The 26,263-nt window shown below is 44.1% G+C and carries 29 protein-coding genes; 14 read left to right on the top strand and 15 right to left on the bottom strand.

Annotation, left to right across the window (positions count from 1 at the left end; translation table 11 throughout):
- Positions 1-17: 17 nt before the first annotated feature.
- The 4 genes from queA to hemW are packed head-to-tail and all read right to left on the bottom strand — an operon-like array spanning position 18 to position 3,337.
- Positions 18-1,040 carry a tRNA preQ1(34) S-adenosylmethionine ribosyltransferase-isomerase QueA gene (queA, locus tag WB308_RS03335; protein ID WP_424188975.1) on the bottom strand — a complete coding sequence of 341 codons (1,023 nt, stop codon included), beginning with the start codon at positions 1,038-1,040 and terminating at the stop codon, positions 18-20.
- Entirely contained in the window at positions 1,041-1,823 is a 783-nt protein-coding gene (gene tatC, locus WB308_RS03340) for a twin-arginine translocase subunit TatC (protein ID WP_424188977.1), read from the bottom strand. It lies immediately after the preceding gene.
- A complete protein-coding gene (gene tatB / locus WB308_RS03345) occupies positions 1,823-2,221 on the bottom strand; it encodes a Sec-independent protein translocase protein TatB (RefSeq protein WP_424188979.1) in 399 nt (132 codons plus the stop codon). Before tatB ends, tatC begins: the two co-directional genes overlap by 1 nt.
- A gap of 54 nt (positions 2,222-2,275) precedes the next feature.
- The gene (gene hemW, locus WB308_RS03350; protein ID WP_424188981.1) at positions 2,276-3,337 is read right to left on the bottom strand and encodes a radical SAM family heme chaperone HemW; all 1,062 of its coding nucleotides are present in this window, start codon (positions 3,335-3,337) and stop codon (positions 2,276-2,278) included.
- Between the two features lie 176 nt (positions 3,338-3,513).
- On the opposite strand from hemW, the gene WB308_RS03355 reads away from it, so the two are divergent.
- From WB308_RS03355 to motB, 8 genes are all read left to right on the top strand, one after another.
- Positions 3,514-3,984 (top strand): RNA pyrophosphohydrolase, encoded by a 471-nt coding sequence (locus tag WB308_RS03355; protein ID WP_424188983.1) that lies wholly within the window; start codon positions 3,514-3,516, stop codon positions 3,982-3,984.
- Entirely contained in the window at positions 3,984-5,195 is a 1,212-nt protein-coding gene (locus WB308_RS03360; RefSeq protein ID WP_424188985.1) for an aspartate kinase, read from the top strand. The genes WB308_RS03355 and WB308_RS03360 overlap by 1 nt, the downstream gene beginning before the upstream one ends.
- Positions 5,196-5,744: a HobA family DNA replication regulator gene (locus WB308_RS03365; protein WP_424188987.1), complete on the top strand. Its 549-nt coding sequence runs from the start codon at positions 5,196-5,198 to the stop codon at positions 5,742-5,744.
- A complete protein-coding gene (locus WB308_RS03370; protein ID WP_424188989.1) occupies positions 5,731-6,354 on the top strand; it encodes a DNA polymerase III subunit delta' in 624 nt (207 codons plus the stop codon). Before WB308_RS03365 ends, WB308_RS03370 begins: the two co-directional genes overlap by 14 nt.
- On the top strand, positions 6,344-7,483 hold the full coding sequence (folP, locus tag WB308_RS03375; protein ID WP_424188991.1) for a dihydropteroate synthase: 1,140 nt from the start codon (positions 6,344-6,346) through the stop codon (positions 7,481-7,483). The genes WB308_RS03370 and folP overlap by 11 nt, the downstream gene beginning before the upstream one ends.
- 2 nt (positions 7,484-7,485) lie before the next feature.
- Positions 7,486-8,637 (top strand): cation:proton antiporter, encoded by a 1,152-nt coding sequence (locus tag WB308_RS03380; RefSeq protein WP_424188993.1) that lies wholly within the window; start codon positions 7,486-7,488, stop codon positions 8,635-8,637.
- A gap of 103 nt (positions 8,638-8,740) precedes the next feature.
- On the top strand, positions 8,741-9,514 hold the full coding sequence (gene motA / locus WB308_RS03385) for a flagellar motor stator protein MotA (protein ID WP_424188995.1): 774 nt from the start codon (positions 8,741-8,743) through the stop codon (positions 9,512-9,514).
- Positions 9,515-9,525: 11 nt separating this feature from the next.
- The gene (motB, locus tag WB308_RS03390) at positions 9,526-10,377 is read left to right on the top strand and encodes a flagellar motor protein MotB (protein WP_424188997.1); all 852 of its coding nucleotides are present in this window, start codon (positions 9,526-9,528) and stop codon (positions 10,375-10,377) included.
- A gap of 278 nt (positions 10,378-10,655) precedes the next feature.
- Here the strand turns inward: motB and WB308_RS03395 are convergent, their stop codons facing one another.
- From WB308_RS03395 to WB308_RS03435, 9 genes are all read right to left on the bottom strand, one after another.
- A complete protein-coding gene (locus WB308_RS03395) occupies positions 10,656-12,137 on the bottom strand; it encodes an inorganic phosphate transporter (RefSeq protein ID WP_424188999.1) in 1,482 nt (493 codons plus the stop codon).
- A gap of 136 nt (positions 12,138-12,273) precedes the next feature.
- Complete coding sequence (locus WB308_RS03400; protein ID WP_424189001.1) at positions 12,274-12,807, bottom strand: peptidylprolyl isomerase; 534 nt, start codon at positions 12,805-12,807, stop codon at positions 12,274-12,276.
- Positions 12,807-13,211, bottom strand: coding sequence for a peptide-methionine (R)-S-oxide reductase MsrB (msrB, locus tag WB308_RS03405; protein WP_424189003.1), 405 nt, complete (start codon positions 13,209-13,211; stop codon positions 12,807-12,809). Before msrB ends, WB308_RS03400 begins: the two co-directional genes overlap by 1 nt.
- A 17-nt stretch (positions 13,212-13,228) precedes the next feature.
- Positions 13,229-14,665 carry a hypothetical protein gene (locus WB308_RS03410; RefSeq protein WP_424189005.1) on the bottom strand — a complete coding sequence of 479 codons (1,437 nt, stop codon included), beginning with the start codon at positions 14,663-14,665 and terminating at the stop codon, positions 13,229-13,231.
- Positions 14,666-14,816: 151 nt separating this feature from the next.
- A complete protein-coding gene (locus tag WB308_RS03415) occupies positions 14,817-15,101 on the bottom strand; it encodes an HU family DNA-binding protein (protein ID WP_299924521.1) in 285 nt (94 codons plus the stop codon).
- Between the two features lie 104 nt (positions 15,102-15,205).
- Positions 15,206-15,451 carry a hypothetical protein gene (locus WB308_RS03420; RefSeq protein WP_424189007.1) on the bottom strand — a complete coding sequence of 82 codons (246 nt, stop codon included), beginning with the start codon at positions 15,449-15,451 and terminating at the stop codon, positions 15,206-15,208.
- Complete coding sequence (locus tag WB308_RS03425) at positions 15,448-15,693, bottom strand: helix-turn-helix domain-containing protein (protein ID WP_424189009.1); 246 nt, start codon at positions 15,691-15,693, stop codon at positions 15,448-15,450. Before WB308_RS03425 ends, WB308_RS03420 begins: the two co-directional genes overlap by 4 nt.
- Positions 15,694-16,037: 344 nt before the next feature.
- Entirely contained in the window at positions 16,038-16,700 is a 663-nt protein-coding gene (locus tag WB308_RS03430; RefSeq protein WP_424189011.1) for a hypothetical protein, read from the bottom strand.
- A 59-nt stretch (positions 16,701-16,759) separates the two neighbouring features.
- Positions 16,760-17,413, bottom strand: a complete 654-nt coding sequence (locus WB308_RS03435; RefSeq protein ID WP_424189013.1) for a hypothetical protein — start codon at positions 17,411-17,413, stop codon at positions 16,760-16,762.
- Between the two features lie 134 nt (positions 17,414-17,547).
- Between WB308_RS03435 and pyk the strand changes: the two genes are divergently transcribed.
- The gene (gene pyk, locus WB308_RS03440) at positions 17,548-19,044 is read left to right on the top strand and encodes a pyruvate kinase (RefSeq protein WP_424189015.1); all 1,497 of its coding nucleotides are present in this window, start codon (positions 17,548-17,550) and stop codon (positions 19,042-19,044) included.
- A gap of 104 nt (positions 19,045-19,148) precedes the next feature.
- Entirely contained in the window at positions 19,149-19,865 is a 717-nt protein-coding gene (gene cmoA, locus WB308_RS03445; RefSeq protein WP_424189017.1) for a carboxy-S-adenosyl-L-methionine synthase CmoA, read from the top strand.
- Between the two features lie 38 nt (positions 19,866-19,903).
- Here cmoA and WB308_RS03450 read toward each other — a convergent pair whose 3' ends face one another.
- Both WB308_RS03450 and nth read right to left on the bottom strand, forming a co-directional pair.
- Positions 19,904-20,119: a hypothetical protein gene (locus tag WB308_RS03450; protein ID WP_424189019.1), complete on the bottom strand. Its 216-nt coding sequence runs from the start codon at positions 20,117-20,119 to the stop codon at positions 19,904-19,906.
- A gap of 14 nt (positions 20,120-20,133) precedes the next feature.
- The gene (nth, locus tag WB308_RS03455) at positions 20,134-20,781 is read right to left on the bottom strand and encodes an endonuclease III (protein ID WP_424189021.1); all 648 of its coding nucleotides are present in this window, start codon (positions 20,779-20,781) and stop codon (positions 20,134-20,136) included.
- A gap of 114 nt (positions 20,782-20,895) precedes the next feature.
- Here nth and WB308_RS03460 point away from each other — a divergent pair, with 114 nt between their 5' ends.
- From WB308_RS03460 to WB308_RS03475, 4 genes are all read left to right on the top strand, one after another.
- On the top strand, positions 20,896-22,842 hold the full coding sequence (locus WB308_RS03460; RefSeq protein WP_424189023.1) for a response regulator: 1,947 nt from the start codon (positions 20,896-20,898) through the stop codon (positions 22,840-22,842).
- 9 nt (positions 22,843-22,851) lie between these two features.
- Positions 22,852-24,768, top strand: a complete 1,917-nt coding sequence (locus tag WB308_RS03465; protein ID WP_424189025.1) for a response regulator — start codon at positions 22,852-22,854, stop codon at positions 24,766-24,768.
- 91 nt (positions 24,769-24,859) lie between these two features.
- Positions 24,860-25,702: a peptidylprolyl isomerase gene (locus WB308_RS03470; RefSeq protein ID WP_424189027.1), complete on the top strand. Its 843-nt coding sequence runs from the start codon at positions 24,860-24,862 to the stop codon at positions 25,700-25,702.
- A gap of 162 nt (positions 25,703-25,864) precedes the next feature.
- A complete protein-coding gene (locus WB308_RS03475) occupies positions 25,865-26,104 on the top strand; it encodes a CopG family transcriptional regulator (RefSeq protein ID WP_424189029.1) in 240 nt (79 codons plus the stop codon).
- The last annotated feature ends 159 nt before the right edge of the window (positions 26,105-26,263 follow it).

Genomic DNA, 26,263 nt, shown 5'->3' on the forward strand with positions numbered 1-26,263 from the left:
TCATAATTGGGAGTAATTTAGAGTATAAGCATCGCATCACCGTAGGAAAAAAAGCGGTATTTTTGGTCGATTGCCTCTTGATAAATACGGTGAGTCTCTTCCAATCCGACGAAGGAAGCGACCAGCATCAAGAGGGTTGATTGGGGGAGATGGAAATTGGTGAGGAGATGGTTGACCCGCTGTGGGGGATTGCTCGGGTGTAAAAAAAGATTTGCCTCTCCTCTTAATTCTTGAGTACGGATATGGTATTCGACCGTGCGGGTCGAGGTCGTTCCGATAGAGAGAAGCGGCATATCGCTATGGATAAGTTCTTGTGCCGATGCGCTGATGTCAAAATATTCCGAGTGCATCGGATGGTCGGTAATGATCTCTGCTTCGACAGGCTTGAACGTTCCCGAACCGACATGAAGGGTTACAAAAGCATGAGGATGAGAAGAACAAACGGCTTCAAAGAGTTCATCACTAAAGTGGAGTGATGCGGTGGGTGCTGCTACCGCCCCCTCATAGTGGGCGAAAACGCTTTGGTATTCACGCTCATCTTCGGAGTTATCTTCACGTCCCAGATAGGGGGGGAGGGGAATGTGTCCGACTTTTTCTAAAAGGGGGAGAAGCTCTTCAAAGCGAATCCGACACTCTCGAAGATAAAAATTAACTTCCCTCGAACCGTCTTCATGCAAAGCGGTTACACGAGCTGTGAGATCGGCATCAAAAAGCAAAAGAGTGTTGATTTTGACGCGCCCTTTGATATAGACATTAATCGCATAGGCATCAAGGGGGCGGTTGATGAGCAGCTCTATCGCTCCGCCGCTCTCTTTTTTCCCGTAAAGGCGAGCTTTAATCACCTTGGTATCATTGAAAATGATCCCGCAGTTTTGAGGGAGAAACGATTCCAGTGCATCAAAACGGGCGTGAGTGATGGTTTTATCGGCGCGGTTGTAGACGAGGAGCCTGGCATGATCTCTAGGATGAATCGGATGGGTCGCAATCAGCTCTTCTGGAAGAGTGTAATCGTAACTCGACGTTAGGAGAGGATCGAGCATTTAGTCAATCGTCTCCTCTTCATCTTCTTCGATGTAGGGTTCCTCTTTCGGTGCCGGATTGACCGCACGGACGATCAGGATGGAGACGCCGTAAAGGAGAATTAACGGCATCGCCATTAAAATCTGCGTGATGACATCCGGCGGTGTCAAAATGGCGGCGATGATAAAGATCAAAACGATAGCGTAGCGGAAAAAGCCGATCATTGCTTTGTCATCTATTAACCCTAATAAGGCAAGGAAATAACAAATAACCGGGAGCTCAAACGACAAACCGAATCCAAACATCACTTTGGTGAAAAATTCGACGTAGTCTTCGATGTTGATCATCGGTACGAACGAGGCACTTCCGAACGCAATGAGATAGCTGAATCCGAAGGGGGTAACGACGTAATAAGCGAATGCCGCCCCCATAGCGAACATAACGGTTCCGCCGACGACGAAAGGGATGAGCATTTTTTTCTCATTGGCGTAAAGTCCCGGAGCGATAAAAAGCCAAAACTGCATGAGAATAACAGGGAGTGCGGCAAGCAGCCCGGCAAAAAAGGAAACTTTCATGGCGACGAAAAAAGTTCCCCCCAGCTGTGTGGTGGTAATCATCCCCTCGGCGGCTTTTGTGGATACTTTAGCGACAGAGGCGATAGCTTCGGCGAGGGGTGCGGTAACCCAGGCCAGCAATGCTTCGTGAAAGTTGAACATGACGAAAAACATGATAATAACAGCGGCGACACTGATACCGAGTCGTTTACGTAATTCGGCTAAGTGCGGTTTTAAATCTTCAAACATCAGACATTCTCTTCTTTTTTGGTTTCGACAGGTTTAGGCTTGGGGGTAAAAGTGATGACTTCAGCCTCTTTGGGAGCGGCGGGAGCAGGAGGGGGGATGTCGAGATTAATATCATTTTTAAGGACGTTGAGTTCTGTACCGATTTCGGTCACGTTGGTAAGACGTTCTAATTCCGAACTGGCATCAATAAGCTCTTTTTTGTAATTAAGTGCGCTCTCTTTCATCTCGGAGAATTTCATCTCTTCTTCGAGCGTAGCTTTGGCGCTGCTAACCGTTCCTTTGACTTGTCGGAAAAATTTAGCGATATCAACCATTGTTGATGGGAGTTTATCGGGACCCAAAAATAAAATAGCGATAATAATAATAAGAAAAATTTCCCCTATACCCATTCCAAACATTGCTATAGCCTTACTCAAAAAATTTAGTTGTTGTGGATTTTATCCAAAGAAAGTTTAAAACCCTTCTACCCTCAGAGCGATTTCATCGGCTAAGAGAAAATCCGGATTAAAATAGCGCCCGTCACGGTAGATGAGCAGCCCTTCTTGGCAGAGCATTTCCGCTTGATTGTTTTGTTTGACGGTTAAAAATACTTTATCCACGCCGACACAGCTGCGAAATCCTAAAAAGAGTTTTTCGCTGAGGAGGGCATTTTCTGTGATCTCTTCGGTCGTCATTTCGCAGGGATGTTGGACATAGTGATCGACACTGGTGCTCGGATAATAGCGGCGATTTTCTAAAAATCCGACAGCGCCTGAACCCAGACCGATGTAGGGTTTGTGTTCCCAATATCCGAGGTTGTGGCGGGAACGGTATTTTCCGAAATTGGAGATTTCGTACTGTTCAAACCCTTTAGAGGTGATCTCACGAAAGAGCCATTGGGTTAATTCCAGCTCTTCCTGGGCCATTTCAGGGGTTTTTTCAAAGGCTGTTTCTTCTTCGATGGTCAGAGCATAGAGACTGATATGGTCTATGGGGAGGGCGAGTGCTTGGGCCATGTCTGCTTTTAAAAGGGCTTTGGTGTCTCCCCGAACGCCGTAAATCAAATCGATACTGAGGTGTTTATAGCCGATGGCTGCTGCAGTGCGGATCGCTTGGAGGGCATGTTGCGTATTATGGGCGCGTCCGAGTATTTTCAATTTTTCATTATTAAAACTCTGTACGCCGAAGCTGAGACGATTGACCCCCAGCTCAAACATCCCCTCCAGCCAGCTTCGCGTAGCACTGTTAGGATTGGCTTCCGAGGTAATTTCGCACCCTTGAGCTAAGTAAGGGTCTATCATTTCAAAAATTGGTCGATAGAGGGAGGGTTCTACGGTAGAGGGGGTCCCTCCTCCGATGAATACGGTTTCGATCGGGTTGTCCGTAGTTACCTTGAAGCGGAGGAGCTCCATTTTGAGTTGGATAATAAGGGCATTCATATACGCTTTGCGTAACGAGAATTTATCGACATACGAGTTAAACGCACAGTAGGAGCATTTGCTATCGCAAAAAGGGATGTGAATGTATAAAAGCATATCAGGATTATAGTATTTTTAATGGCGAATAGTTTACAATACCTCTCCAAAATAAAGAATTCTTTCGCATTTAGTGCGAAAAGCTTTAGGGGGGTGCAGGGGACAAGCCTGTCCCTGCCGTCTAAACGGGCTTCGCCAGGTTAGACGTATAACATTTAAATTTAAAAAGATGGTGAATGACCGAAAAAAAGTTCTACCGACCGAATGTGGCGGCGATTATTGTCTCTCATGAATATCCTGAGATTAAAGATATTTTTATCGCCGAACGGAGTGATTTGGAAGGGGTATGGCAGTTTCCTCAAGGGGGAATTGATGAGGGTGAATCGAGTGAAGAGGCTCTTTTCCGAGAACTGGGTGAAGAGATCGGTACCAAAAAAGTAGAGATCATTGCCGAGTATCCCGATTGGATCGCGTACGATTTTCCCTCCCATGTCGCTGCCAAAATGGCTCCGTACGCCGGACAAAAACAGCGCTATTATCTGGTACGCTTGAAAAAGGGGGCTAAAATCGATTTAGATACGAAGCACCCTGAATTCAAAGCGTATCGTTTTGTGAGCAGTGATGACGTATTGAGTCATGTCGCCCATTTCAAAAAACCGGTCTATGAACGTGTCATCTCCCATTTTAGAACCAAGGGGTACCTGTAATGCTAATTGTTCAAAAATTCGGCGGAACCAGTGTCGGTGATTTGGAGCGGATCCAAAACGTCGCCAACCGCGTCTCGCAAACACTAAAAGAGGGGCATCAAGTCGTCGTCGTCGTTTCGGCTATGAGCGGCGAAACCAACAAGCTGATCGCCTATGCGGAGCATTACACTTCTACACCGGAACGAAGTGAAGTGGATATGCTCCTGAGTTCCGGTGAGCGGGTAACGGCTGCGTTGCTCTCCATCGCACTCAATGCTATGGGACACAGTGCCACGTCTATGAGCGGTCGTCGTGCGGGGATTGTGACGGATAGTATTCATACGAAAGCGCGGATTGAGAGTATTGATCCTTCACACATGCATGCAGAACTCGCAGCGGGTAAAGTTGTCGTTGTTGCGGGATTCCAAGGGGTTAGCGAGAGCGGTCAGGTCACGACCCTCGGACGGGGAGGATCGGATCTCTCTGCCGTTGCTCTCGCAGGGGCACTCCAAGCGGATTTATGTGAAATTTATACCGATGTGGACGGTATCTATACCACCGATCCCCGCATCGAACCGCGTGCTAAAAAGATGGATAAAATCAGCTACGATGAGATGCTCGAGCTCGCATCCCTCGGAGCCAAAGTACTTCAAAACCGCTCAGTTGAGCTTGCAAAAAAATTAAATGTTAACCTCGTAACCCGATCCAGCTTTACCGATGCGGAAGGGACACTTATTACAAAGGAAGAGAATATTATGGAACAACCACTTGTCAGCGGTATCGCACTCGATAAAAACCAAGCACGCGTATCTTTGAGCGGTGTGATCGATCGTCCGGGAATTGCTTCGGATATTTTTACCCGTTTGGCCGATAACAGTGTGAACATTGATATGATTATTCAGACGCTGGGGCATGATGGTAAAACCAATCTCGATTTTACCGTTCCGAAAACGGAACTGATCGATGCAAAATCGGTTGTAGAGACCTTTATTGCGGAGGGTGAGATTACGGAAGCATCGTACGATGAGTGTATCTGTAAAGTTTCCATCGTCGGTGTCGGGATGAAATCCCATACGGGAGTAGCGGCAAAAGCGTTCCAAACGATGGCGCGTGAAAATATTAACATTATGATGATTTCTACTTCGGAGATCAAAGTCTCAATGGTTATTGATGAAAAATACGCGGAGCTTGCAGTGCGATCATTGCACAGTGCCTACGCATTGGATCAATAAGTGCGTCAATTTGATCAGTGGACATTAGAATCGATCCGCTCCGTAGGGGCATCGATGAGCTGGTTCGAAGAGCAGCGTTTCGAATGGACCCCTGCACTTGCTAATGCCATGGATCAGATGATGGGGGGAAAAAGTATTGTCCTCATCACCGATCATGATCGCAAATGGTTTGCCCATTACATTACCGCCTCTTTGAACAAACGTTCGCAGGACCGTCCGATGATCCCCATTGTTTGCATCGATGCCCTTTATCCCCATTATGAACATATCAGCGGCGGAGAGTCGATTGATATGCTGAGCGATATGCTCGATATCAGTTTCAAAGGGGAATATTTCTTTTGGTATATCGGTCGAGGGGATGACCGTCGTGCCGATATTGCGAAACGTAATGCCAACAGTTTGCTATGGATTATGGACGAGCGGTTTCAAAATGCTTTGGTATTGCGCTCACACGATGAACTAATCGATATCAAACTGCTGCAACTCTACCGTCTTTTTGACAAAACGCTTGGCGCCGTACTGTTCGGGGAGATTAATGTTCGAGAATGAACGGGGCGGAATTCTCATCACCGATGAGATCGAAGAGAGAGTCCGAGAAATTGAAGAGTCTGTGCGCCCCTTACGCTGTGTAACGTTTATGCGGGATGATTTTAAAATCGAAGATGCCAAAGAGGTCATTGCCGAAGCGTATAAAAGTGAAGAGCATACCAAAACATTAATTCTTGGCGCTAAAAGTTTTACCGTTCCCGCCCAAAATGCCCTTTTGAAAATTCTCGAAGAGCCTCCCCGAAATATTGTATTTATCCTTATGGCTCCGAATAAAAGTACCTTTCTCCCTACGGTACGTTCACGTCTTAGTCTCAGACAAGAACAGCACAAACGTACGCATGAAACTCTCCCGATACTTCTGAAAACTTTTGATCTTGCCGAATTATTTACCTTTGTAAAAGAGCATGATCGGCTTAAAAAACACGAAGCCAAAGGATTGATTGAGCAGTTAATGTTTCAGGCTATACATATTGAAAAAATCCCTCTCACGGCAACCCAGCTTGAAGGATTTGAGAAAGCGCTGCGCCTGATCGAACTTAACAGCCGTTTTCAGAGTGTGCTCGTCATGGTGCTGATCAATTTCCTCAAAGAGGTTAAGCGTGGTCGTTGAAAAACTTTCAGGGACGATGGACCTGCATCGTGAACTCTTAAAACTGGGAGTAGATGGTGGAGGTGTTCGTATTTTAGAGGATAAGGGTGAAGTTCATTTGATCCGCATCCGTGATCTCCACGTCGGGGCTGCCAATATTCTCAAACAAGATGCCCTCAGTATTGGAGCCGATTTAGCGGTTCCAAAAGGGACGGTTACCGCTTCGATTCCCCGTGTCACTGCACTGCTGATCGCCACGGAGCGGCAATTGCAACAATTGGTTCAAAAAGAGAAGGCACAGCCCTTTGGCCTCAAACAACTATCCGTTGAACTGGAGAGCTTTTGTCGCCGTAAACATGACGATACGATTTCCGTCATGGGAATTCTTAATGCCAATGAGGACAGTTTTTACCATGCAAGCCGCTTTCAAGGCTCCCAAGCGATCATGCGTATCGAGACGATGCTGCAGGAGGGTGCCGATATCATTGATCTGGGCGGTGTATCGAGCCGTCCCGGGTCTGTGGCGATAAGTGCAGAAGAAGAGCTCTCCCGTGTCCGTCCGATTATTGATGCATTGTATGATCAGCGCTTTTACGAGAAGACGCGCCTGAGTCTGGACAGTTATGAACCTATCGTTGTGAGTTATGCGTTAGAGAGAGGGTTCACGCTTATCAATGACATTACAGGTTTGGCTAATGATGAGGTTGCCCGACTGTGTGGCAGCTACGGTGCCACCGCAGTGATTATGCACATGCAGGGGATCCCTCAAACGATGCAGGAAAATCCCGTTTACACGTCTGTTCTTCATGATGTGGAGCTTTTTTTCCGGGAGCGTATCGAAAAAGCGGAGTCTTACGGGATCAAAGAGATAATTTTGGATTGCGGGATCGGTTTTGGGAAACGATTGGAAGAAAATTGTGCCTTAATCACCCATCAAAGCCACTTTTTGCGTTTAGGGAAAAAATTGTTAGTGGGGGCTAGTCGTAAATCGATAATCAATGCTATTTCCCCTTCACAGAGCGATGAGCGTTTGGGGGGTACTTTGGCCATTCATCTTAAAGCGATAGAAGAGGGTGCTTCCATTGTTCGAGTGCATGACGTGAAAGAACATATTCAAGCGATTAACGTTTGGAAAGCGTTGAGAGGATAAGAATGAGCAATACGGTTGTTATTATTACGTTATCGCTTTTGGTACTCCTCTCCCCGTTTTTGTCCCGCGTTACGAAAATCCCGGTGGTGGTCGTTGAGATTTTATTGGGAAGTCTCGCCGGATATTTCGGCTTTTTGGTTGAAAATGAACTCTTTAAAATCATTGCAAAAGTAGGCTTCTTGTACCTGATGTTTTTGGCGGGGATGGAAGTTAATCTCAAAGAGTTCGGTTTTGCAAAATCTTCCCTCCTCCGTCGAACCATCATCTATTTTGCTATGCTTTATGGGTGTTCGTTTGCTTTGTTTATCTATTTTGATCTTAGCTCCGTATATTTGGTAGCATTCCCCATTTTTTCGCTGGGAATGCTCATGGCATTGGTTAAAGAATATGGCAAAAATGAGCCTTGGCTTGCCCTTGCGCTCAATATCGGCATCATCGGTGAGTTGGTCAGCATTATGGCGTTAACGATTCTCAGCGGAGGGCTTGAATACGGCTATAACCGGGACTTTGCTTTTGTGTTGGGGGGATTGTTTTTATTCTTGATCGGATTTGTCCTCTTTTTCCGGGGGATCCGGATTCTATTCTGGTGGTATCCAGGGCTCAAAACACTGATTATGCCTCATGATGACGGTAAAGATCAGGATATCCGTTTTTCGATGGCACTGATGTTTATTATGATTGCCGTGATGCTTTATCTTAAAATCGATGTTGTTTTGGGAGCATTTTTGGCAGGGGTATTTATCGCCACCTATTTTAAACACAAAACGGAACTTCCCGAAAAACTCTCTTCGTTTGGATTTGGATTTTTGGTTCCTATTTTCTTTATTCACGTAGGTTCGACGCTTGCATTGGAAGCATTTACCGATGTAAAAATACTTGAACTTGCATTATTCATTGCCGGTGCGATTATTGGTATCCGCCTTATCAGTTCACTGGTTGCGTACAGCGGGTATTTGGGACTTAAAAATACGATTTTATTCTCTTTAAGTGATTCGATGCCGCTTACTTTTACGGTTGCGATTGCAACCTTAGGGTATCAGGCAAACGCGATTACCCACACTGAATATTATGCCTTTATTGTTGCAAGTATGGGAAGCGGCATTTTCTTAATGCTGCTGATTAAGATCTTATATACTTTCTTTAATAAAAAATAGAGACGTTAATCATTGATTTTCAGTGAAAACAAGGTACAATCAAACAACAAGGTATGGTAATTACAAGGATGTATCATAATTACCCTAGAGGAGAAGGAGTTACGTGGATTTAACGGTTATTTTAGGGATTCTGGGAGCTATCGCAGCTATTTCAACCGGGGATATTTTGGATGGAGGAAATCCACTCCATATTATCCATTTAGCTTCACTGATCGTTATTTTTCCAACGGCAATGTCAGCTGCAGCGGTTGCTACGGATGCAGAATTCGTAAAAGGTGCTTTTAAAAATCTCGGTCCGATCGTTTTTAAAAAAAGCTCTGTTGATTTGCACGCAAGGATCAAGGAGATTATCGAATTATCGACGTTGGCACGTCGTGACGGTTTGTTATCCTTGGAACAAAAAGTGGCTCAAATTGATAATGAATTTTTGAGACAAGGTCTGAGTATGGCCGTGGATGGAAATGAAGTCGATACGATTGTGGAAACGTTAGAACTGGTTATTGAAGAGACTGAACATTACTATCACGGTTGCGGCCATTATTGGCTTCTAGCAGGGGAAACATCTCCCGTTATGGGACTTATCGGAGCCGTTTTGGGGCTCATTCTTGCGCTTCAAAAGCTTGATAATCCGGCAGAAATGGCTAAAGGTATTGCCGGGGCATTTACGGCAACGGTTACGGGGATCTTTTCTTCCTACGTTCTTTTGGGGCCATGGGGAAGAAAAATGATTGCGAAATCACACCATATTGTTAAAGAACAAAAACTGATGCTTGAGGGCATTGTCGGTATTGTTCACGGGGATAACCCTCGTACACTTGAAGCAAAATTATTGAATTTTCTTTCGCCTGCGGAAGAAAAACACAGCCAATTTAACTAATGAGTAACTAAATGGGTAAAAAACACAAGTGTAAAAAGTGCCCAGAGTGTGAAGCGGGTGAAAAATGGGCGGTTCCGACCGCTGACTTTTTCAGTCTTTTGCTGGCACTTTTTATTGCTTTGTATGCGATTGCATCGGTCAATAAAGAAAAATTGCAAGCGGTTAAAGAAGAGTTTGTCAAAATTTATGATTATGCCCCGGTTGCCGAACAGATCAATCCTGTACAGGATATGGTTCCAGAGACCAAAAAACCTAATCCTGATGCGAGTGGAAATCCCAGCGGAAAAGCCTTGATTGAAGAGGGGGGATCGTTATTTATCGGAGAGGCGAAGAGCCAAGAAGAGCTTAAAGATTCCATCAGTAAAATCCAACAAGAGTTGGTGAATGCTTCGATGGGAGGGGACGGTCCATTGGATCAGACAATGGATGGTGTTTTGTTAAAATTGCCTGCTTCTGTCCCTTTCCGGGGTGCAAATGCTACCATTGACGATGAAGAGATGCATTTATTCATTCGACGTATTGCGTATATAATCAATGCTCTCCCTGCTAATGTAGACATATCGGTACGGGGATATACGGACAATCAGCCTCTTCCTCAGGGTTCTTCGTATCGAGATAATATCGAACTCTCCAGTCGCAGGGCAGATACCGTTATGCGTGAATTGATTCGCAACGGTGTCGCTCCTGAACGTCTTTCGACTGCCGGATTCGGTTCGGCTAAGCCCGTTGCAGAGAATACGTCAGAAGCAAATCGAGCCAAAAATAGACGGGTAGAATTTTATATGTTTGTTTCCAATGACACACCGCTCGATCAAGCGAAACAAAATAATATCCTCGATGCTCTGAGTAAACTTCAAAAATAATTCATTATAGAGACTTCTCGTCATTCCGTGCTACGACACGGAATCCAGCTTGTAAAAAATCACACGGCTTATTCATTCTTTAGTATTAATAATCCAAACCGTCATGCTGAACAAGGTTCAGTATCTAAATTTCTTAGATCCCGTATAAAGTACGGGATGATGAGAAAGAAATCTCGAATGAATCAGCCGTAGGATTATGGAAAAGTCTCTTGATTCCCTTCGAAGGGTAATGTATGTGGATGTATGCAGGAAGTGAAAAAAGTTAAGAAGTATTTGGCCTAGTAGCCAAATACTATTTTGAGGATAAAGAAGAAAATTGCTGCCATTGCAGCAGCGGCAGGGAGGGTGATAACCCAGGCAAGAGCGATCGGTTTCATTAATTTCCAGTTAGCATCCCGATTGAGCATCCCGATACCGATGACGGCTCCGACAAGGATATGGGTTGATGAAACGGGGATCCCTAAAACCGTTGCTAACAAAATGACCAACGTTGCACCAAGTTCCGCAGCGAAACCGGTTACCGGAAAAATTTCGGTAATGCGGCTGCCTACAGTGGCGATTACCTCTTTACCGATAAACCACAATCCAGCTACGAGTGCAATCCCAAAGGTTGCCATAGCGATAAAGGGGACCGGTGATTCTGCATTAATCTGACCTGTTGCCAATATATCGATGATTGCAGCGAACGGTCCGATTGCATTCGCGATGTCGTTTGCCCCGTGGCTAAATGCAAAAGAGGATGCGGTAAGGACTTGGAGCATACTAAAGACACGCATGGTGGCTTTGTGAGGGGTATCTTTATGCATCACTTTGATGATGGCATAAACAACTCCGTACATGAGAGTTGAGAGAACGGCCAGCAACATGTAGATTTGGGCATCATTGAGACCTAAATCGGCATTTTTAAGCCCTTTGAACAGTAACATCCCTGCAATCATTGCCGTACCGAATGCTGCTACGATCGGAGCATGGGTTCGAAGAGCATAAAATGCGTTTTGTTTTTTCTTCAAACGATTAAGCTCATGTACTTGTTCTTCATGGAGCGCTTTTTCTTCTGCGGTTGCAGTCGCTGCATTGTGTGAATCATTGAGGGCGGTAATTTGTCCTTTGATGTCATCAATGTGTGTTTGAACACGGTCATTGTAATCGAGGATGTATTTTTTCAAATACCAATAGATTCCATACGATGCCATACCTCCAAGAACCGGTGAAACGACCCAGCTGATAGCGATTTTGGTCACTTGATCCCAATGAACCAGACCAAAAACCGATTCTCCCACTTCCATCGTAGCGTATCCTAGAGCGATAGAACCCCCTAGAATCCCTCCAATAATGGCATGGGTCGTTGAGACGGGATACCCTTTGAAAGTTGCAAACAAAAGCCATGTTCCAGCAGAGAGGAGTGATCCCATCATTACAAATACGAGGAGCATCGGATCGAAATCCATTGCAGAGATGTCGACGATCCCTTTTCGGATCGTGTTGGTTACTTCAGCCCCTGCAAGCATCGCACCGCCGAGTTCGAAGATTGCGGCAATCATCAGCGCTTGTTTGACAGTGAGCGTTTTAGCCCCTACACTGGTACCAAAGGAATTGGCGACGTCGTTACCGCCGATGTTAAACGCCATAAAAATCCCAAAAAGAGTGGCGAGGACAAAGAGGGTATAGTTGTTTTCGAGATAGTTAAATCCCCACACCATAAAAATGGCGGTCATGAGGACGAATATACCGCCGAAGAAGAGGTTGTCACGAGAGAACATGAATGCTCCATAAATTAAGATTAGTAACAAGAGACGCAATACAATTACAAAACCGTTACATAATGGTTACGAAACGATTACAAAATTATGCCCGTTTGTCTCTTTGAGAAGACTTTGACGGGCAAAGAGAGGGGGATTAGGGAAGAAGGGTAGCTTTGATAATTTTTTGCGTTTGGAGCGGTTTGTCTCCCGAACGAGGTCCGTTGGTTTGGACATTATTGAGTTTGGCTAGGGTATCTGTTCCGGATACAACGCGTCCGAAAATAGTGTGGTAACCATTCAGCCACGGTGTCGGAGCCGTTGTGATAAAAAACTGGCTGCCATTGGTTCGAGGTCCGGCATTCGCCATCGCCAAAATACCGGCTTTATCAAACACAACGCCGGATTTAAATTCATCTTTAAACGGTTTTTTCCAAATGGACTCTCCCCCCGCTCCGGTTCCGGTCGGATCACCACCCTGAACCATAAAGTTTTTGATGATGCGGTGAAACGTCAATCCGTTGTAATAGCCGTTTTTGACATGTGTCGTAAAGTTTTCGACAGCCAGCGGTGCTACATCTTCATACAGTTCAAGGGTTAGATCCCCCTGGGTTGTTTGAAGAAGAACTTTCGGGTGAGAGGCGGCAAAAGAGAGAGTTGCAGCCAACAATAAAGTGAGTAAAAAGCGCATTAGGACTCCTGCGTGCGTGGTTTAAATGTAAGGCAGACGGAATTGATACAATAGCGTAATCCGGTTGTTTTAGGACCATCGGGAAAAACATGTCCCAAATGGGCATCGCACGAAGCGCAAAGCACCTCGACACGGATCATCCCATGGCTGATGTCCCGTTTCTCTTCGAGTGCATCCGGAGAAATCGGACGGTCATAGCTCGGCCAACCGCTCCCTGAATCATATTTTGCCGTTGAATCAAAGAGGGGGTTGCCGCAACAGACGCAGGTATAGATTCCATCCCCTTTAAACTCGGCATACTCTCCGCTAAAGGCTCTCTCGGTTCCATGCTCTCTGGCAACATAATAAGCTTCGGGAGAAAGGAGGCTCTGCCACTCTTGATCGGTTTTTGTAATTTTAGCCATTGTTTTTTATCCTCTTTTTAGATCTCTAAGAGTGTGATTATAGTTGCTGATTCTGATGCACGGCTTAGTTCAAAAGCGTAGTCATCCGAATCCTCAGGGACGATAAGAAAGAGGTGAGGAATCCTTAGACCGCTGACATAATCGCCGGTTACGAGGATAACGTCATCGAGATTTTGGTATTGCAGACTGAACCCCGGAATCAAGGTACGGCAGTCAAGATGCAAAGCGTTGTCTATCGACTCTTTAAACTGTGGCAACATCTGCTGTTCGGGGAGGATGATCATAATGTCCTGTTCGGGTACATCGATCAGCCGTTTGCGCAATTTCTCCAAGAGGGTAGAGAGAAGATCATTTTGGGTGCATTGAAGGGTTGAGACATGTTTGGCATCACGGTAATGGTTGTTAAGAAGGTAGAGATTTTCGTCCGAATCGGGTTTGAGGGCGGTACCGAATACAAGCCACCGTTTCCCGCGCCGTTGTCGGAGCATCTGCGTGAAAGTGTTCTCTAAACGGTAAGCATCATCGCAGAAAACAACAGAAGCCTCCTCGAATATAGGCAGTTCATCAAGTGGGAGAGATAAGTGAGGGGTATAAAATGAGATCGAGTCCAGCGGAATGTTCCAAGCCCCGTATTCCATAAGGGAAATAAGTTTGTTGCGCAATAGCTCTCCCGCCAAAAGAGTGGGGGTAATGATAAGTACCTTGCGCTTTGGATCGTTCAGCAGTATTTTAATCGCCTTGCGCAGTAGGAGAGTGCTTTTACCGCTTCCATAGGTTCCGTAGAGTGTTGTGACGGTGTCGGTACATTCAGTGTCTAAAAATTGAAGCTGTTCATCCGACAGAAACGCTCCAAAAGGGGTGTCAGGCGTCGGGAGCAATAAGGTGTGGGCATTTAATGAACCCATGACTTTGACGGTAGAAATAGGTTCGCTTTGATACGGTGTAAGCGCTTCGAATTTACGTTGTATGGCCGCTTTGGCATCATCGCTAAAGATGAGTCGTCCTTTAGGCATGAGCTCATGAAAGGAGGGGTCCAATTCGTCAAAATCTGTTTCGGTAAGATTTTTCATCCAAAAAAAACGTTCGATGGGGGTGGAGTCAAACGAAAGAATATCTTCTAATTTTTGGCGTAGTCTCCACGCACTGTTTTCCAACCGTGTTGTCGGAGATTTTTGGGTCCGCTTGGAAGAACGCTCGACGGATGCTCCTTTGAGCTCTGAGGGGCTCCATGAGAGTATTTCTCCAAAATAGATGCCTCGGTTCGGAAGGAACAGGAGTATATCTACCGTGGTAAGTGTGTCATGATGATACAGTTTGAAGTTTTCATAAAAATTCCCGCTGCACTCGTCTGCAATAGCTATGAAACTCTCTTTTTGTTTTTGAGGATGAAAGGTTTGTTCGGATGAGGATTTGGGATGCACCGAGGCAAAGCGATTAAAAAAAGAGAAAAGCACATAGACCCTTGCATTTTTGCTGATTATTACGGTTCAGAACGATCTTTTTAGTGGCGTAATTATAACAAGATTTCAATGTCAGAATGTAAACGATGCAGTAAGAAGAGAAAGATAGGTGAGGGAAAACCTCCCTCAACAGAGAAAGAGGAAATTATTTTCCGGCAGCTACGCTGTCTTTAAGACTTTTACCTGGTTTAAATTTAGGAACCATTTTGTCAGCTGTGCTGTATGTTTTGGTTGTTCCTGGAACTTTACCGCTTTTTCCTTTTTGAAGAGAAGATGCGAAACTTCCGAATCCTACCAATGAAACTTCTTCTTTCGCAACAAGAGCTGCAGTTACTGCTTCTGTGAAAGCTTTAATAGCTGTTTCAGCTTCAACTTTTGTTTTGTAACCGCCGCTTTTTTGAACCAATTCTACGAATTGCGCTTTATTCATTTATTGCCCTTGATTTAGATATGCGAATAACACTTGAACCTCCCATACATAGGAGTATGCGAGGGGTAAGTGTTTTAGCCGCGAATACTTTAATATCTCTTAGCTTAAATTTTTCTTCTTTTTTGCATTTTATTGAACAGTTTTGTGATTTTGTGGTTTTTTAGGCCGTTTTTTATCCAGTTTCGTGGATTTGGGGTAAAGAGGAGCGGTGAGGGAAGGTTTTTGGCATCGATACGGATCGAGAAATTTTTACTCCACATGGACCATTTTTGCATTAAATTTTGCGAAGAAGAGATCGATAAAAAAACCTCTTCCAACCCGATGCGTTCTTGCTCGCTCAAACTGCTCATGATTTATCCCCTAGTTTATTTATTTTTCGTACTACTCGGATGATTTCGTCATCATCGAGCATCCCTAGCATATCGAGTACCGCTTTGGCGGCTTGGGGTTTTGCATTCCCCAGCCTCCAGTCCTGATACGTCCGCATGGAAAGTCCTAACGCAGCAGCCATCTCTTTTTGGGAAATCTTCTTACCGTTGCGCCCAGCCTCTACAGCGTTGTGAAGAAGATTAAAAAGATCACTCATTTCCATTACTCCATTGTAATATTCTTTTCTTAAAATAAACATTAAAACGTATAAAATATAATTAAAATATTATATAAGATACATTTATATGAGTAAAATGCTATATATAACGAATAAAGCATAAACTATACCAAGTATAATGAATATATAAACGTATTTAATATACGTAAAACCGTATAATTTATCTAAATGATGTGATTTGAAAGGAGTCAAGCGGTAGAGGATTTAAAAAAGGTGTAATGATGGAGGTATGTATATTCTTTAAAGTGATATTTTTTGCGTCATTCCCGCGAAGGCGGGAAAATAAATTGCTAATAGAAGGTTAGTTTAATGAAAGTGTTTAACGTCAGTTAAGAGAGAAAATCGGTGTAATCGTATTTGGAGAGGTCGACATAAAATTCTCCCTCTTTTTGAATGATCCGTATGTCGCTTCCGAATGCGAGCTCAAAACGGCGTTTGACCGCCTTTCTCTCTTCAGAACCCATTCCGATGAATTTAAGGTAGCGTTTGAGTTCGATAACACCGTTTGGGAGTGTGGGTGCAATAGGTGCCGTTGCGGTGATATCCACATCATGAACAGCGTTTCCTTGGGAAAGGAGAAGTTTGGTATTAATGACTTCCAGTAGATTTTTGAGTTGTTCATCTTTAGCGGTGTAGATTTCTTCGATCCGCTCGCGTTCGGCGATCAGCATCTGCTCTTTGTCGTTGACCAGGCGATCGACTTTGGCTTCAAGCTCTTTGATTTTGAGCTTGAGCTGCTGATTCTCTTTTTGGTAGAGGGCGATAATCATCCCTACGGTTGTTTTCTGAGGAGTGGATGCAGGGGGCGAAGAGGGTTTGATGTTTTGGGCTATTTCTTGCCGTTTCTCTTCATCTAGAGAACTTCGGGGAACTATGATGTAGGTAAGGCCCCCCTCGATAATGTAATTGAGCCGCTTGGTTCGGATTTTATTCTGGATCATCTCTTTTGACATTTTGAAAGTTTTAGCATATTCATCGATCGTAAAACGCACATATCCTCCTTCTGGGGTATTCATTGGTGTTATCTTACCAAAAAAATCATTGTCCCTGATTACCGTTTTTTTGCGGGGGAAGGCTCGTTGGGCTGAGGAGGAGGGATAATTCCCCCTTTACGCATCCAGATCAGATAGCCGTTACGGGTAATATTGTGTTTGTCTTGAAAGGTATGGAGTGAACTGTGACGAAACTCACATTTTTCCAAGAGGTTGCGAAAATCGTCGTAAAGGTCTAAAAACTCCTGCAATACTTCATAGGCGCGATCCGAAATAATAACCGTACTGATGATGAGGTTTTTAATTTCGATGTAGCGTGCACATTCATTCAGTCCATCGCCGACAAAATTCTCATGTCCTAAAATGTCCTCAAAACGGTGTACTTTACCGGTATGTACCGCAACACGAATCCCTTTAAAATAAGGGTATTCTTTGGCAATAAAATCGGAAAAGTGGATGAAAGAAAGCCCTAGAATAGGACCGAACCCCTTTAATGTCGGATGCAGTATACAGTAAAATCCATCTCCGGTCGGTATGATCCCCTGCAGCATCTTTTCCATCGGAATACCGGAAATTTTGACCATTTTTTGGATCATTTTTTTGTAGGTAAGAGAGAGATAGGAGATGATTTCGAGCTGTTCATCCATCGAGAGACGGGAGAAGTCAATGATATCGATCAGGACAATATCGGTGTCGATCGCTATTTTGCTCATGCTCATCCATACTCTTTTAAATAATCTCATTGTAATCTAAATTTGCTGAGATTGTTTAAATCTTGGCCGACAGGGTTTCAAGAATGTTTTGAAAATGTGTTAACATTTCTGAAAATAGAGAGTAGGGCGTCCTTATGCAAAAACGAACCAAAATTTTAGCTACTGTCGGTCCTGCTTCCGATACGGTAGAAATGCTCAAAGCCTTAATTAATGCAGGAGTGAATGTCTTTCGTCTGAATTTTTCGCATGGCACCCATGAGTACCATTCGCACGTTTTAGCCAATATACGGACTGCGATGCGAGAAACCGGTTTGATTGTCGGGATATTGCAGGATATCAGCGGGCCAAAAATCCGTATCGGAAAGCTCAAAGAAGAGTTTTATTTGGAGAGCGGCGATCGGCTAGATTTTCAGTATGACGCGATGGAAGGGGAAAAGGTAGCCGATCGCCACTATCGACTCTCGATCAATCAAAGTGATGTGTTACGGATGTTGAAGATTGGTGACGCGATTTATTTGTACGATGGCAATATTCGTGCCCGTATTGTTGCTTTGAGTGGTGGGTATGTCCAAGCGGTCATTGAAAACAAAGGGAAACTCTCTTCGAATAAAGGGGTTAATTTTCCGAATACCCATTTGGGAATCGATATCTTGACCGACAAAGACAAAGCCGATATGGCGTGGGGTGTAGCAAACGGAGTCGATTTTATGGCGATTTCATTTGTTCAAAATGCTCAGGACATGATTAATGCCCGTAATGTGGTTCGCTCATTCGGCGGAGAGGTGCAGCTTTTTGCGAAGATTGAGAAATTTGATGCGGTTGAAAATATTGACGAAATTTTACGTTATTCGGATGGATTGATGGTGGCACGCGGTGATTTGGGCATTGAAGTTCCCTATTACCGTGTTCCGACGATTCAGAAGATGTTAATTGAAAAGGCGAATGAACACTCAAAACCTGTAATTACGGCAACGCAGATGTTGCTCTCCATGACCGAAAAAGAGTCTGCAACCCGTGCAGAAATCAGTGACGTTGCCAACGCGGTATTGGATGGAACGGATGCCGTCATGCTCTCAGAGGAAAGTGCGATTGGGCAAAACCCCGTATTGGTAGTGGAGACGATGGTCAATACGATTCAGGCGATTGAGGAGATTTATCCGTTCGGAAAGTTTGATTTCGGCTATGATGATTCGATGGATGTGGTCAACGAATCTGCAGTGCGTTTGGGCGATTCGTTGAGGGCGGAAGGGATCATTGCCATGACAACGTCCGGGCAATCGGCGAAAAAACTCTCTCGTTACCGTCCGAAAATGACGATTTATGCAGCAACGCATGAAGAGAGGGTCGCGCGCCTTCTGACAATGGTGTGGGGCGTTGTCCCGGCATATCTCACCAAAAAAGGACGGTTGGAAGAGATGCTGAGCGATATTATTCACAGCGGACTTTCTCGTAAGATTATTGATAAAAACAATACCTATGTCTTTACGGCCGGATATCCGATCGGAACACCGGGGACGACGAATGTCATCCGCATTTTACGTGAAAACGAGCTCACTTTTTTTGGAGAGACAAAACCTCTTGCCACGAAGAGTAAAAAAAGTGAAGAGAACTTTGTCCCCACTCTGTTTTAATTGTGGACTGGAAATTGCTTTTCAAACCACGAGGGGCCTAAACGTTTGTTTCGTCGCATCTGTTGCCCCTCGAAACCTCTCTCCTTTACGCTACAATTACTTTTATGAAAACCGATACCGTATTTACTAAACCCATCTCCAAACAGTTTGAATTTGACGCAGAAGTAGCGGCAGTATTCGATGATATGCTTCTTCGCTCTGTGCCATTCTACAAAGAGTCGCAAGCGCTCACCCGTAGATTTGCACTTAATGCACTCTCTGAAGGAGGGATTGTCTATGACCTCGGATGTTCAACGGCGTCGTTGTTGCTTGAGATCGAGCGTTCCATTGAGAAAGAGGGTAATGTCCGTCTGATCGGCATCGATAATTCTCCTGCCATGATCGAACATGCCCGTAAAAAAATCGAAGTGTACGGTTCTCGTATCGAACTTTATGAGGGGGATATCCTCCGCTTTCCATATGAAAAAGCGCACGTGATCATCAGCAATTACACGTTGCAATTTATCCGTCCGATGGTACGGGATACTTTGGTCCGAACGATAGCAGAATCCTTAGATGAGGGCGGTATTTTTATTTTTAGCGAAAAAGTGGTGAGCGAAGATCCGAAGCTTAATAAAGAACTGATCGATTGCTATTACGATTTCAAAAAAGTGCAAGGGTACAGTGAATATGAGATTGTTCAAAAACGCGAAGCCCTTGAAAACGTCCTCATCCCTTATACGATGAATGAGAATATCCAGATGGCCAAAAACAGCGGGTTTAAAACGTGTGAAGTGCTTTTCCGATGGGCAAATTTTGCAACATTTATCGCGATAAAATAGTGTTGGTTGGCCTGCTGCCTCAAAAAAATGGCCTTTGGTTAACGGACGCTTCCTACAGCAGGGTTCTGAATGGGTGCAATGACCTCTTTTAAATCTTTATAATCAACAAGGTTTTTATCGCATTCTTTGTGATAATACCCCTGCACATCGTAATACTCTTCACAACCGTTGTAATAGTGCATACTAATACCGCGCTCATTAAAGCATCCTGTAAAAACAATCGGAAGTAAAATTAATAGATAGCGTCTCTTCATACGGATATTGTATCTCATCTGGGTTTAAAGCCATCCTTGCTTTTACAAAACTCACGTAAAAAACATTCACTTTCACATTTTGGGTTTTTAGCCGTGCAGATGTAGCGTCCGAATAAAACAAGCCCTTGATGGAGTTGATGTAGATTGGTCTTGAATTTTTTGACCAATGTTGCTTCGGTGGCAGTAGCGCTTGGATCCTCGCTTAACCCCAAGCGGTGGCTTACCCGGAAAACGTGTGTATCGACTGCCATGAGATTGGCTTGTGTGTACTCTATGAGGACAACGTGTGCTGTCTTCTGTCCTACACCGGCTAAGGTTACCAGCTCCTTTTCATCCAAGGGAACCTCTCCACCGTAGATATCGACGACTCTTTTTGCCATGGCGATGAGATTGATCGCTTTATTATTAAAAAAGGAGCAGCTTTGGATCAGGCGCTTTACCTCTTCGATATCGGCATTGGCAAGATCCGCGGGGGTGGGATAGGCTTTAAATAAAGCAGGGGTGATGAGATTAACCCGTTTATCGGTACATTGGGCTGAAAGGGCTACCGCGATGACCAATTCATAGGCATTGGAGTAGGTGAGCTCCGTTACTGCATCGGAATATCGTTCTAAAAAAGCTGTTTTAATTGCTTCGATCTCTTTTTTAGTCGCTTTTTTCATCTGCTCAATCCGTTTTTTTAGGGCGTATTGTATCACGACCTGAAAAAAAAGATCAGTGTGAGATTTTTGTGTTACAATAGTCAATTTCCATACAAAATTAATTAGGGGGAAATTTTGGGATTACTACGGATAATTCAAAAACTTTTTACTAACGATAATCAGCGATTTGCCCAAGACGGGGAGCAAACGATCAATAAAGAGCTTTTTTATAAAGTCTTGGACACTGATAACGATCCATTGCTTTTTTTTACGAAAGAGAGCGGATGGATCGGGGCAAACAAAGCTTTTTTTAATTTGGTACCACTCCAGAACATTGAACAATTACGTACCAACCATGAGAGTATCCGCGAACTTTTTGATCATGAAGACGAAGAAGTATTTACGGAGTTTGACAAAAGCTGGTTGGATTACATACGAACCCATTGCCCCAAAGGGTATGGGGTAGGAATTGTCGATCCCTCCGGAAAAATGCATGCAATGGTGGCTACCTCTACTCTGGTGCAAGAAGGGGGGACCGATCTGTATCTCCTTCGACTTGAAGATCAGAGCAATCTTGTGGATCTAAAAGCCGAAGTGGTCAAAGTCGAGCAGCTCAAAAGTAAGTTTTTGGCCAATATCGGGCATGAATTTCGCACCCCAATGAACGGTATTTTGGGTTTTGTCGAACTTCTCTCCAAAACTTCGCCCAATGATACTCAGCTCGAATATATCCATTCGGTACAAGGCTCAGCCCGTAATTTGATGTCAAATATCGAAAACCTCCTCGATTTGGCGCAAATGCAAAACGGCCGTTTGAGTATCAGCAAGAGTGAATTTAATATTGTTGCCGAAATGGAAGAATTGGCACTTGGAGCGGTCTCTATGGGTGGCGACAAAGGGGTCGGTGTCTCGTTTTTCATAGATCCAAAACTTCCTATGTATGTTACCGGTGATGCACGTAAAATTAAACAAGTGATCAATAATCTTTATAACAACGCCCTTAAGTTTACCCATGCCGGGGGGCGGATAACCGTTGAAGTAAAACTGCTTAAACGCAATACGACGGGAACCTGTAATATCGGTTTTACCGTCAAGGATACCGGTAAAGGGATCAGCAAATCAGAACTTAGCAACATCACACGGCCGTTCGTCTCAGGAGATCATGCCGATAATCGTCTGGGGGTAGGATTGAGCCTTTCGCATGGGTTGATTTCATTGATGGGGGGAGAGCTCAAAATTACCAGTGATGAGGGGAAAGGATCCTCTTTCAGTTTTGCTTTGACGTTGGAGGGATCATCAGACCATGCGATGCAGATGATTAATGCCCATAGCGTTAAAGTAGTATTGATTGATGAAAAACGGCTTGATGACGCGAATCATCTGACAAACTATTTACGAAGTTTTGGAGTCAGTGTCACGAAAACACAAATGATTGATGAATCCATCTTCGCGCATACGGAAGTCGTCTATTTCATCGCATCACAGGAAAAAAGTGAATGGACAATGGAACTTTCGCGGATGAAACGGGAATGCAAAACCGTCCTTCTTTTGGATGAGAATGAACGTCTTCAGGCGAAAATGCTCCATCTCATTGATATGCCTCTCTCGAAACCGTTGCTGCCGACCTCTTTGCTGGAGCATTTGATTACTGTATTTGACATTACGAAAGAGGCTCCCGCAGCGCTCCCGCAGATTCAACGCGGAGTAAGTGCTTTGGTCGTTGAAGATAATCTCATCAATCAACGTTTGATTAAATTGCTGCTCAAAGAGTATGGCATTTCGGTGACTGCCGTTTCTAACGGAGACGAGGCCGTTGAGATGTGTCGTGAGAAGCCATTTGATATTGTCTTTATGGATATTGATATGCCGATTAAAGACGGTATTCTGGCAACGCAAGAGATTAAAGCCGAAGAGGGGCCTGCACGGGTAGGGCGCATGCCGATTATTGCGTTGACGGCATTGGCGATGGAAGGAGATCGGGAATATATTTTAGGGCGTGGGCTGGATGATTATCTCTCTAAGCCGCTTACACGCGAAAAACTTGAATATGTCCTTCACAAATACTTACAGGTAAAAGTATAGGGAGTCAATTTGTTTTACACAAAAAACTTTGAAAACGATTATTCTGATCTTATAGGATTGCTTAGCGCATGTGCTCGTTTGCACAGTGATCCGATGATGTATACGGATCTTTCAGGGAACCTGGTTGGCTGCAATGAAGCTTTGATGGATCTCTTAGCCCTCAAAGAATTCGAAGAGATTGCTCCGTTGCAGGATTGGTTTGCTCCGCAAGGGGTAGATCTCTCTTATCTCCTCTCGCAATCGGGAGATTATCGAGGAAAAATTGACACGTCGGGGAGCGGTTATGATGTTTCGGTAAAATCAGAGGTGATTTTACTCGATCATCACTCCATTATCGGAGTGGTTTTTCGAGATACATCGATTATTGAGCGTGCGCGTGCCGCAGAGCGCTATTTTGAGCAGTTTAAAAAGAAATTTTTGACCACGATCTCTCATGAGTTTCGTACCCCTATGAACGCTATCATCGGATTTACCGATCTGCTTAACAATTCCCCCTTAAGTTCTTGGCAGCAAGAATATGTACAGTTAACGAGCAGAAGCGCTCACGCGATGATGAGAAACATTGAAAATCTTCTCGAAATGATGGAAGTTGAAAGTGGAAGTGTTCATACCAACCCTGCATTGTTCAACCCTCTCGAAGTGTATGAGAACTTTTCGCAGCAGTTTTGTGATCTTGCCCTTTCAAAAAATCTTGGATTAATGTTTCTGATCGATCCGCATTTGCCGAAATCGATGATCGGCGATCAGGATAAAATTCTCAGCATTATGCGCAATCTCGTACAAAATGCTATTAAGTTTACCGGCGAAGGGGGACGTGTTCTTGTTGAGATTCTCATTGTCAAAGAAGAGGGTCACTTTATCGAAGTCGAATATGCGGTGAGTGATACGGGATGCGGTATTGAACAAGAGAAGATTAAAACGCTTCTTCGTCCGTTCGCATCCGCATGGGAGAATCAACGTCGCGGTAAAGACGGTCTGGGCATTGGTCTTAGCCTTAGTCATAAATACGTCGATATGATGGATTCGCATCTGATGCTCGCTTCGGAACAAGGGAAAGGGTCACGATTCTCTTTTCGCGTGACCCATCAGCTCAATGAGGAGGGGACGTTCGATTTTATTCCGGGAACCCGTGCAAGCATTTATACCGAAGCTCATCAGCCCTCTATCTCAGGGGCATTGCTGTTGAAATACCTTGAAATGTTCGATGTGCAGGCCAACGTGATTCATGATTTGATTAACACGGCTCTACAGGAGAGCGATGTCCTCTTTTTGGATATACCGCATATTTCCAAAGCCCAGATCGATGCCATTAAATCAACCTATCCGAAGCTGGGGATTGTCCCGATTATGAAACTGGATTATGGGGAGAAAGCGAACGGTCTCATTGATTCCGTTTCCTCCATCGTGACCTTGCCGATACTCCCCAGTTCTTTACATAAAACACTGGCCGTCATCTGGCATACGATGCCCAAAGAGTATATTTCACGCAGCCCTGAAGCTCAAAGTGTCCCGAGCGCTGAAAACATTAAAATCTTGGTTGCCGAAGATAATCCGATCAATCTTAAACTCCTTGAGACGATTTTGCTTCAAGAACATTTCCGTGTCGTGGCGGTTGACAATGGTCAAAAGGCGGTGGATACCTATCTTAAAGAACATTTTGATTTGGTATTGATGGATATCGATATGCCGGTTATGGATGGATTGATGGCAAATCGTCTGATTAAAGAGATTGACAAGCGAGACGGACGAGGCTTCGTTCCGGTCATTGCATTGACAGCACATGCGTTGAGCGGAGACCGTGAACGGATTGTAGGGGCAGGTTTGGATGCGCATTTGGCTAAACCGATTGATAAACATTTCCTTTTACAGACAATGGATCGCTATTTAAAAATTGCCCAACAAAAGCGTCAGAGCAGTATTGTTTAATATTGATTATTTTTTGCGTACTATACTTGCAAATGTATTATAATGCCGAAATCAAATCCCCTCTGCTCTGAGGGAAAAAACAAGGATAGCAATGAAGCGATATTATGCCGCTTGGATTTTGGGTTTATTGTTGAGCGCACAGAGTGCATCAGCGGTTGTTTTAGCGACTGTGAATGGGGATGAAATTACCTCAGAAGAAGTGAATAAAGTATTGATGGAAGGGACTCAGGGACGTTTTGACTCTCTCCCTGCCGATAAACAAAATGAATTGCGCCAACGGATTATCGAGGGGATGATCGCCCAGGAACTCGTTTATGATGATGCCAAACGAACGGGTGTTTTGGATTCCAAAGAATACAAGCAAGAGCTTGAAGCATTGGTGAGCCGTTTAAAAGTTCAGCTTGCTGCAAAAGTATGGGAACAAGAACAGTTTGAAGCAATCAAAGTGGATGCCAAAGAGGTAAAAGCCTATTTTGATGCAAATCCCGATGAATTCATTGATAAAGAAAAAATCCGTGCCCGTCATATCTTGGTAAAATCCGAAGCGGAAGCGCAAGCGATTATTAAAAGTATGAAAGCTCTTAGCGGCGACAAACTCAAAAATGAGTTTATCGCTCAAGCGAAATCAAAATCAACGGGACCGAGTGCAGCGAAGGGGGGCGATTTGGGTTATTTTCCACGAGGGCAAATGGTACCTTCGTTTAATGATGCCGCATTCGCGATGAAAGAGGGGAGTATGTCGTCTACTCCGGTTCAAAGTCAATTCGGATATCACGTCATTTATATTGAAGATAAAAAAGCGGCTAAAAAACTTGGATTTGATGAGGTTAAAAATTTCATTGAGCAGCGTTTGAAAATGGACAAGTTTAAAGCGACGATGGAAAAGAAAATGGCAACACTCCGCGAAAAAGCGAAAATCACTTACACTAAATAATTTATCTCTACTCCTTTAAAGTAATCCCGTATGTACGGGATTACTTTCATTTTTTACCCGTTTAGAATATCCAATTTTTTTTCATGGCATCTAATTTGATATTGACTTTAAAATATAATTAGCAGTATAATTGTCTATATAATTGTCAGACAAGGGGTTGCGATGAATAAATATGTCAATGTAACTAAAATGAGTATTACCCTCGATAACAGCGTTGCAAATGAATTGAATGCTTTAGCAAAAGAGCTTAATGAGAAAAAGAGTCATGTGATAGAAAATGCTCTTATGCTCTATTTTGATATGCTGGACGAGAAAATCTCTGACAAACGCTTACGTGAGGTAGCTGAGGGTTCTGTCACGCCGATCAGTGCCGATGAGGTATGGAAAGAGTTGGGAATATAAACGATGTATGCGATTGAATTTTTGCCTTCCGCAAAAAAGAGCTTTCGCAGTTGGATCGTGTCATCCAAAAACAACTCAAAGAAAAAATAATTTTGCTCGCAACCGATCCCGATAGGCTCAAAAACAATATCAAAGCATTAAAAGGGGAATACAGCGGAA

It is taken from the genome of Sulfuricurvum sp., assembly GCF_049587615.1.
Classification (GTDB): domain Bacteria; phylum Campylobacterota; class Campylobacteria; order Campylobacterales; family Sulfurimonadaceae; genus Sulfuricurvum.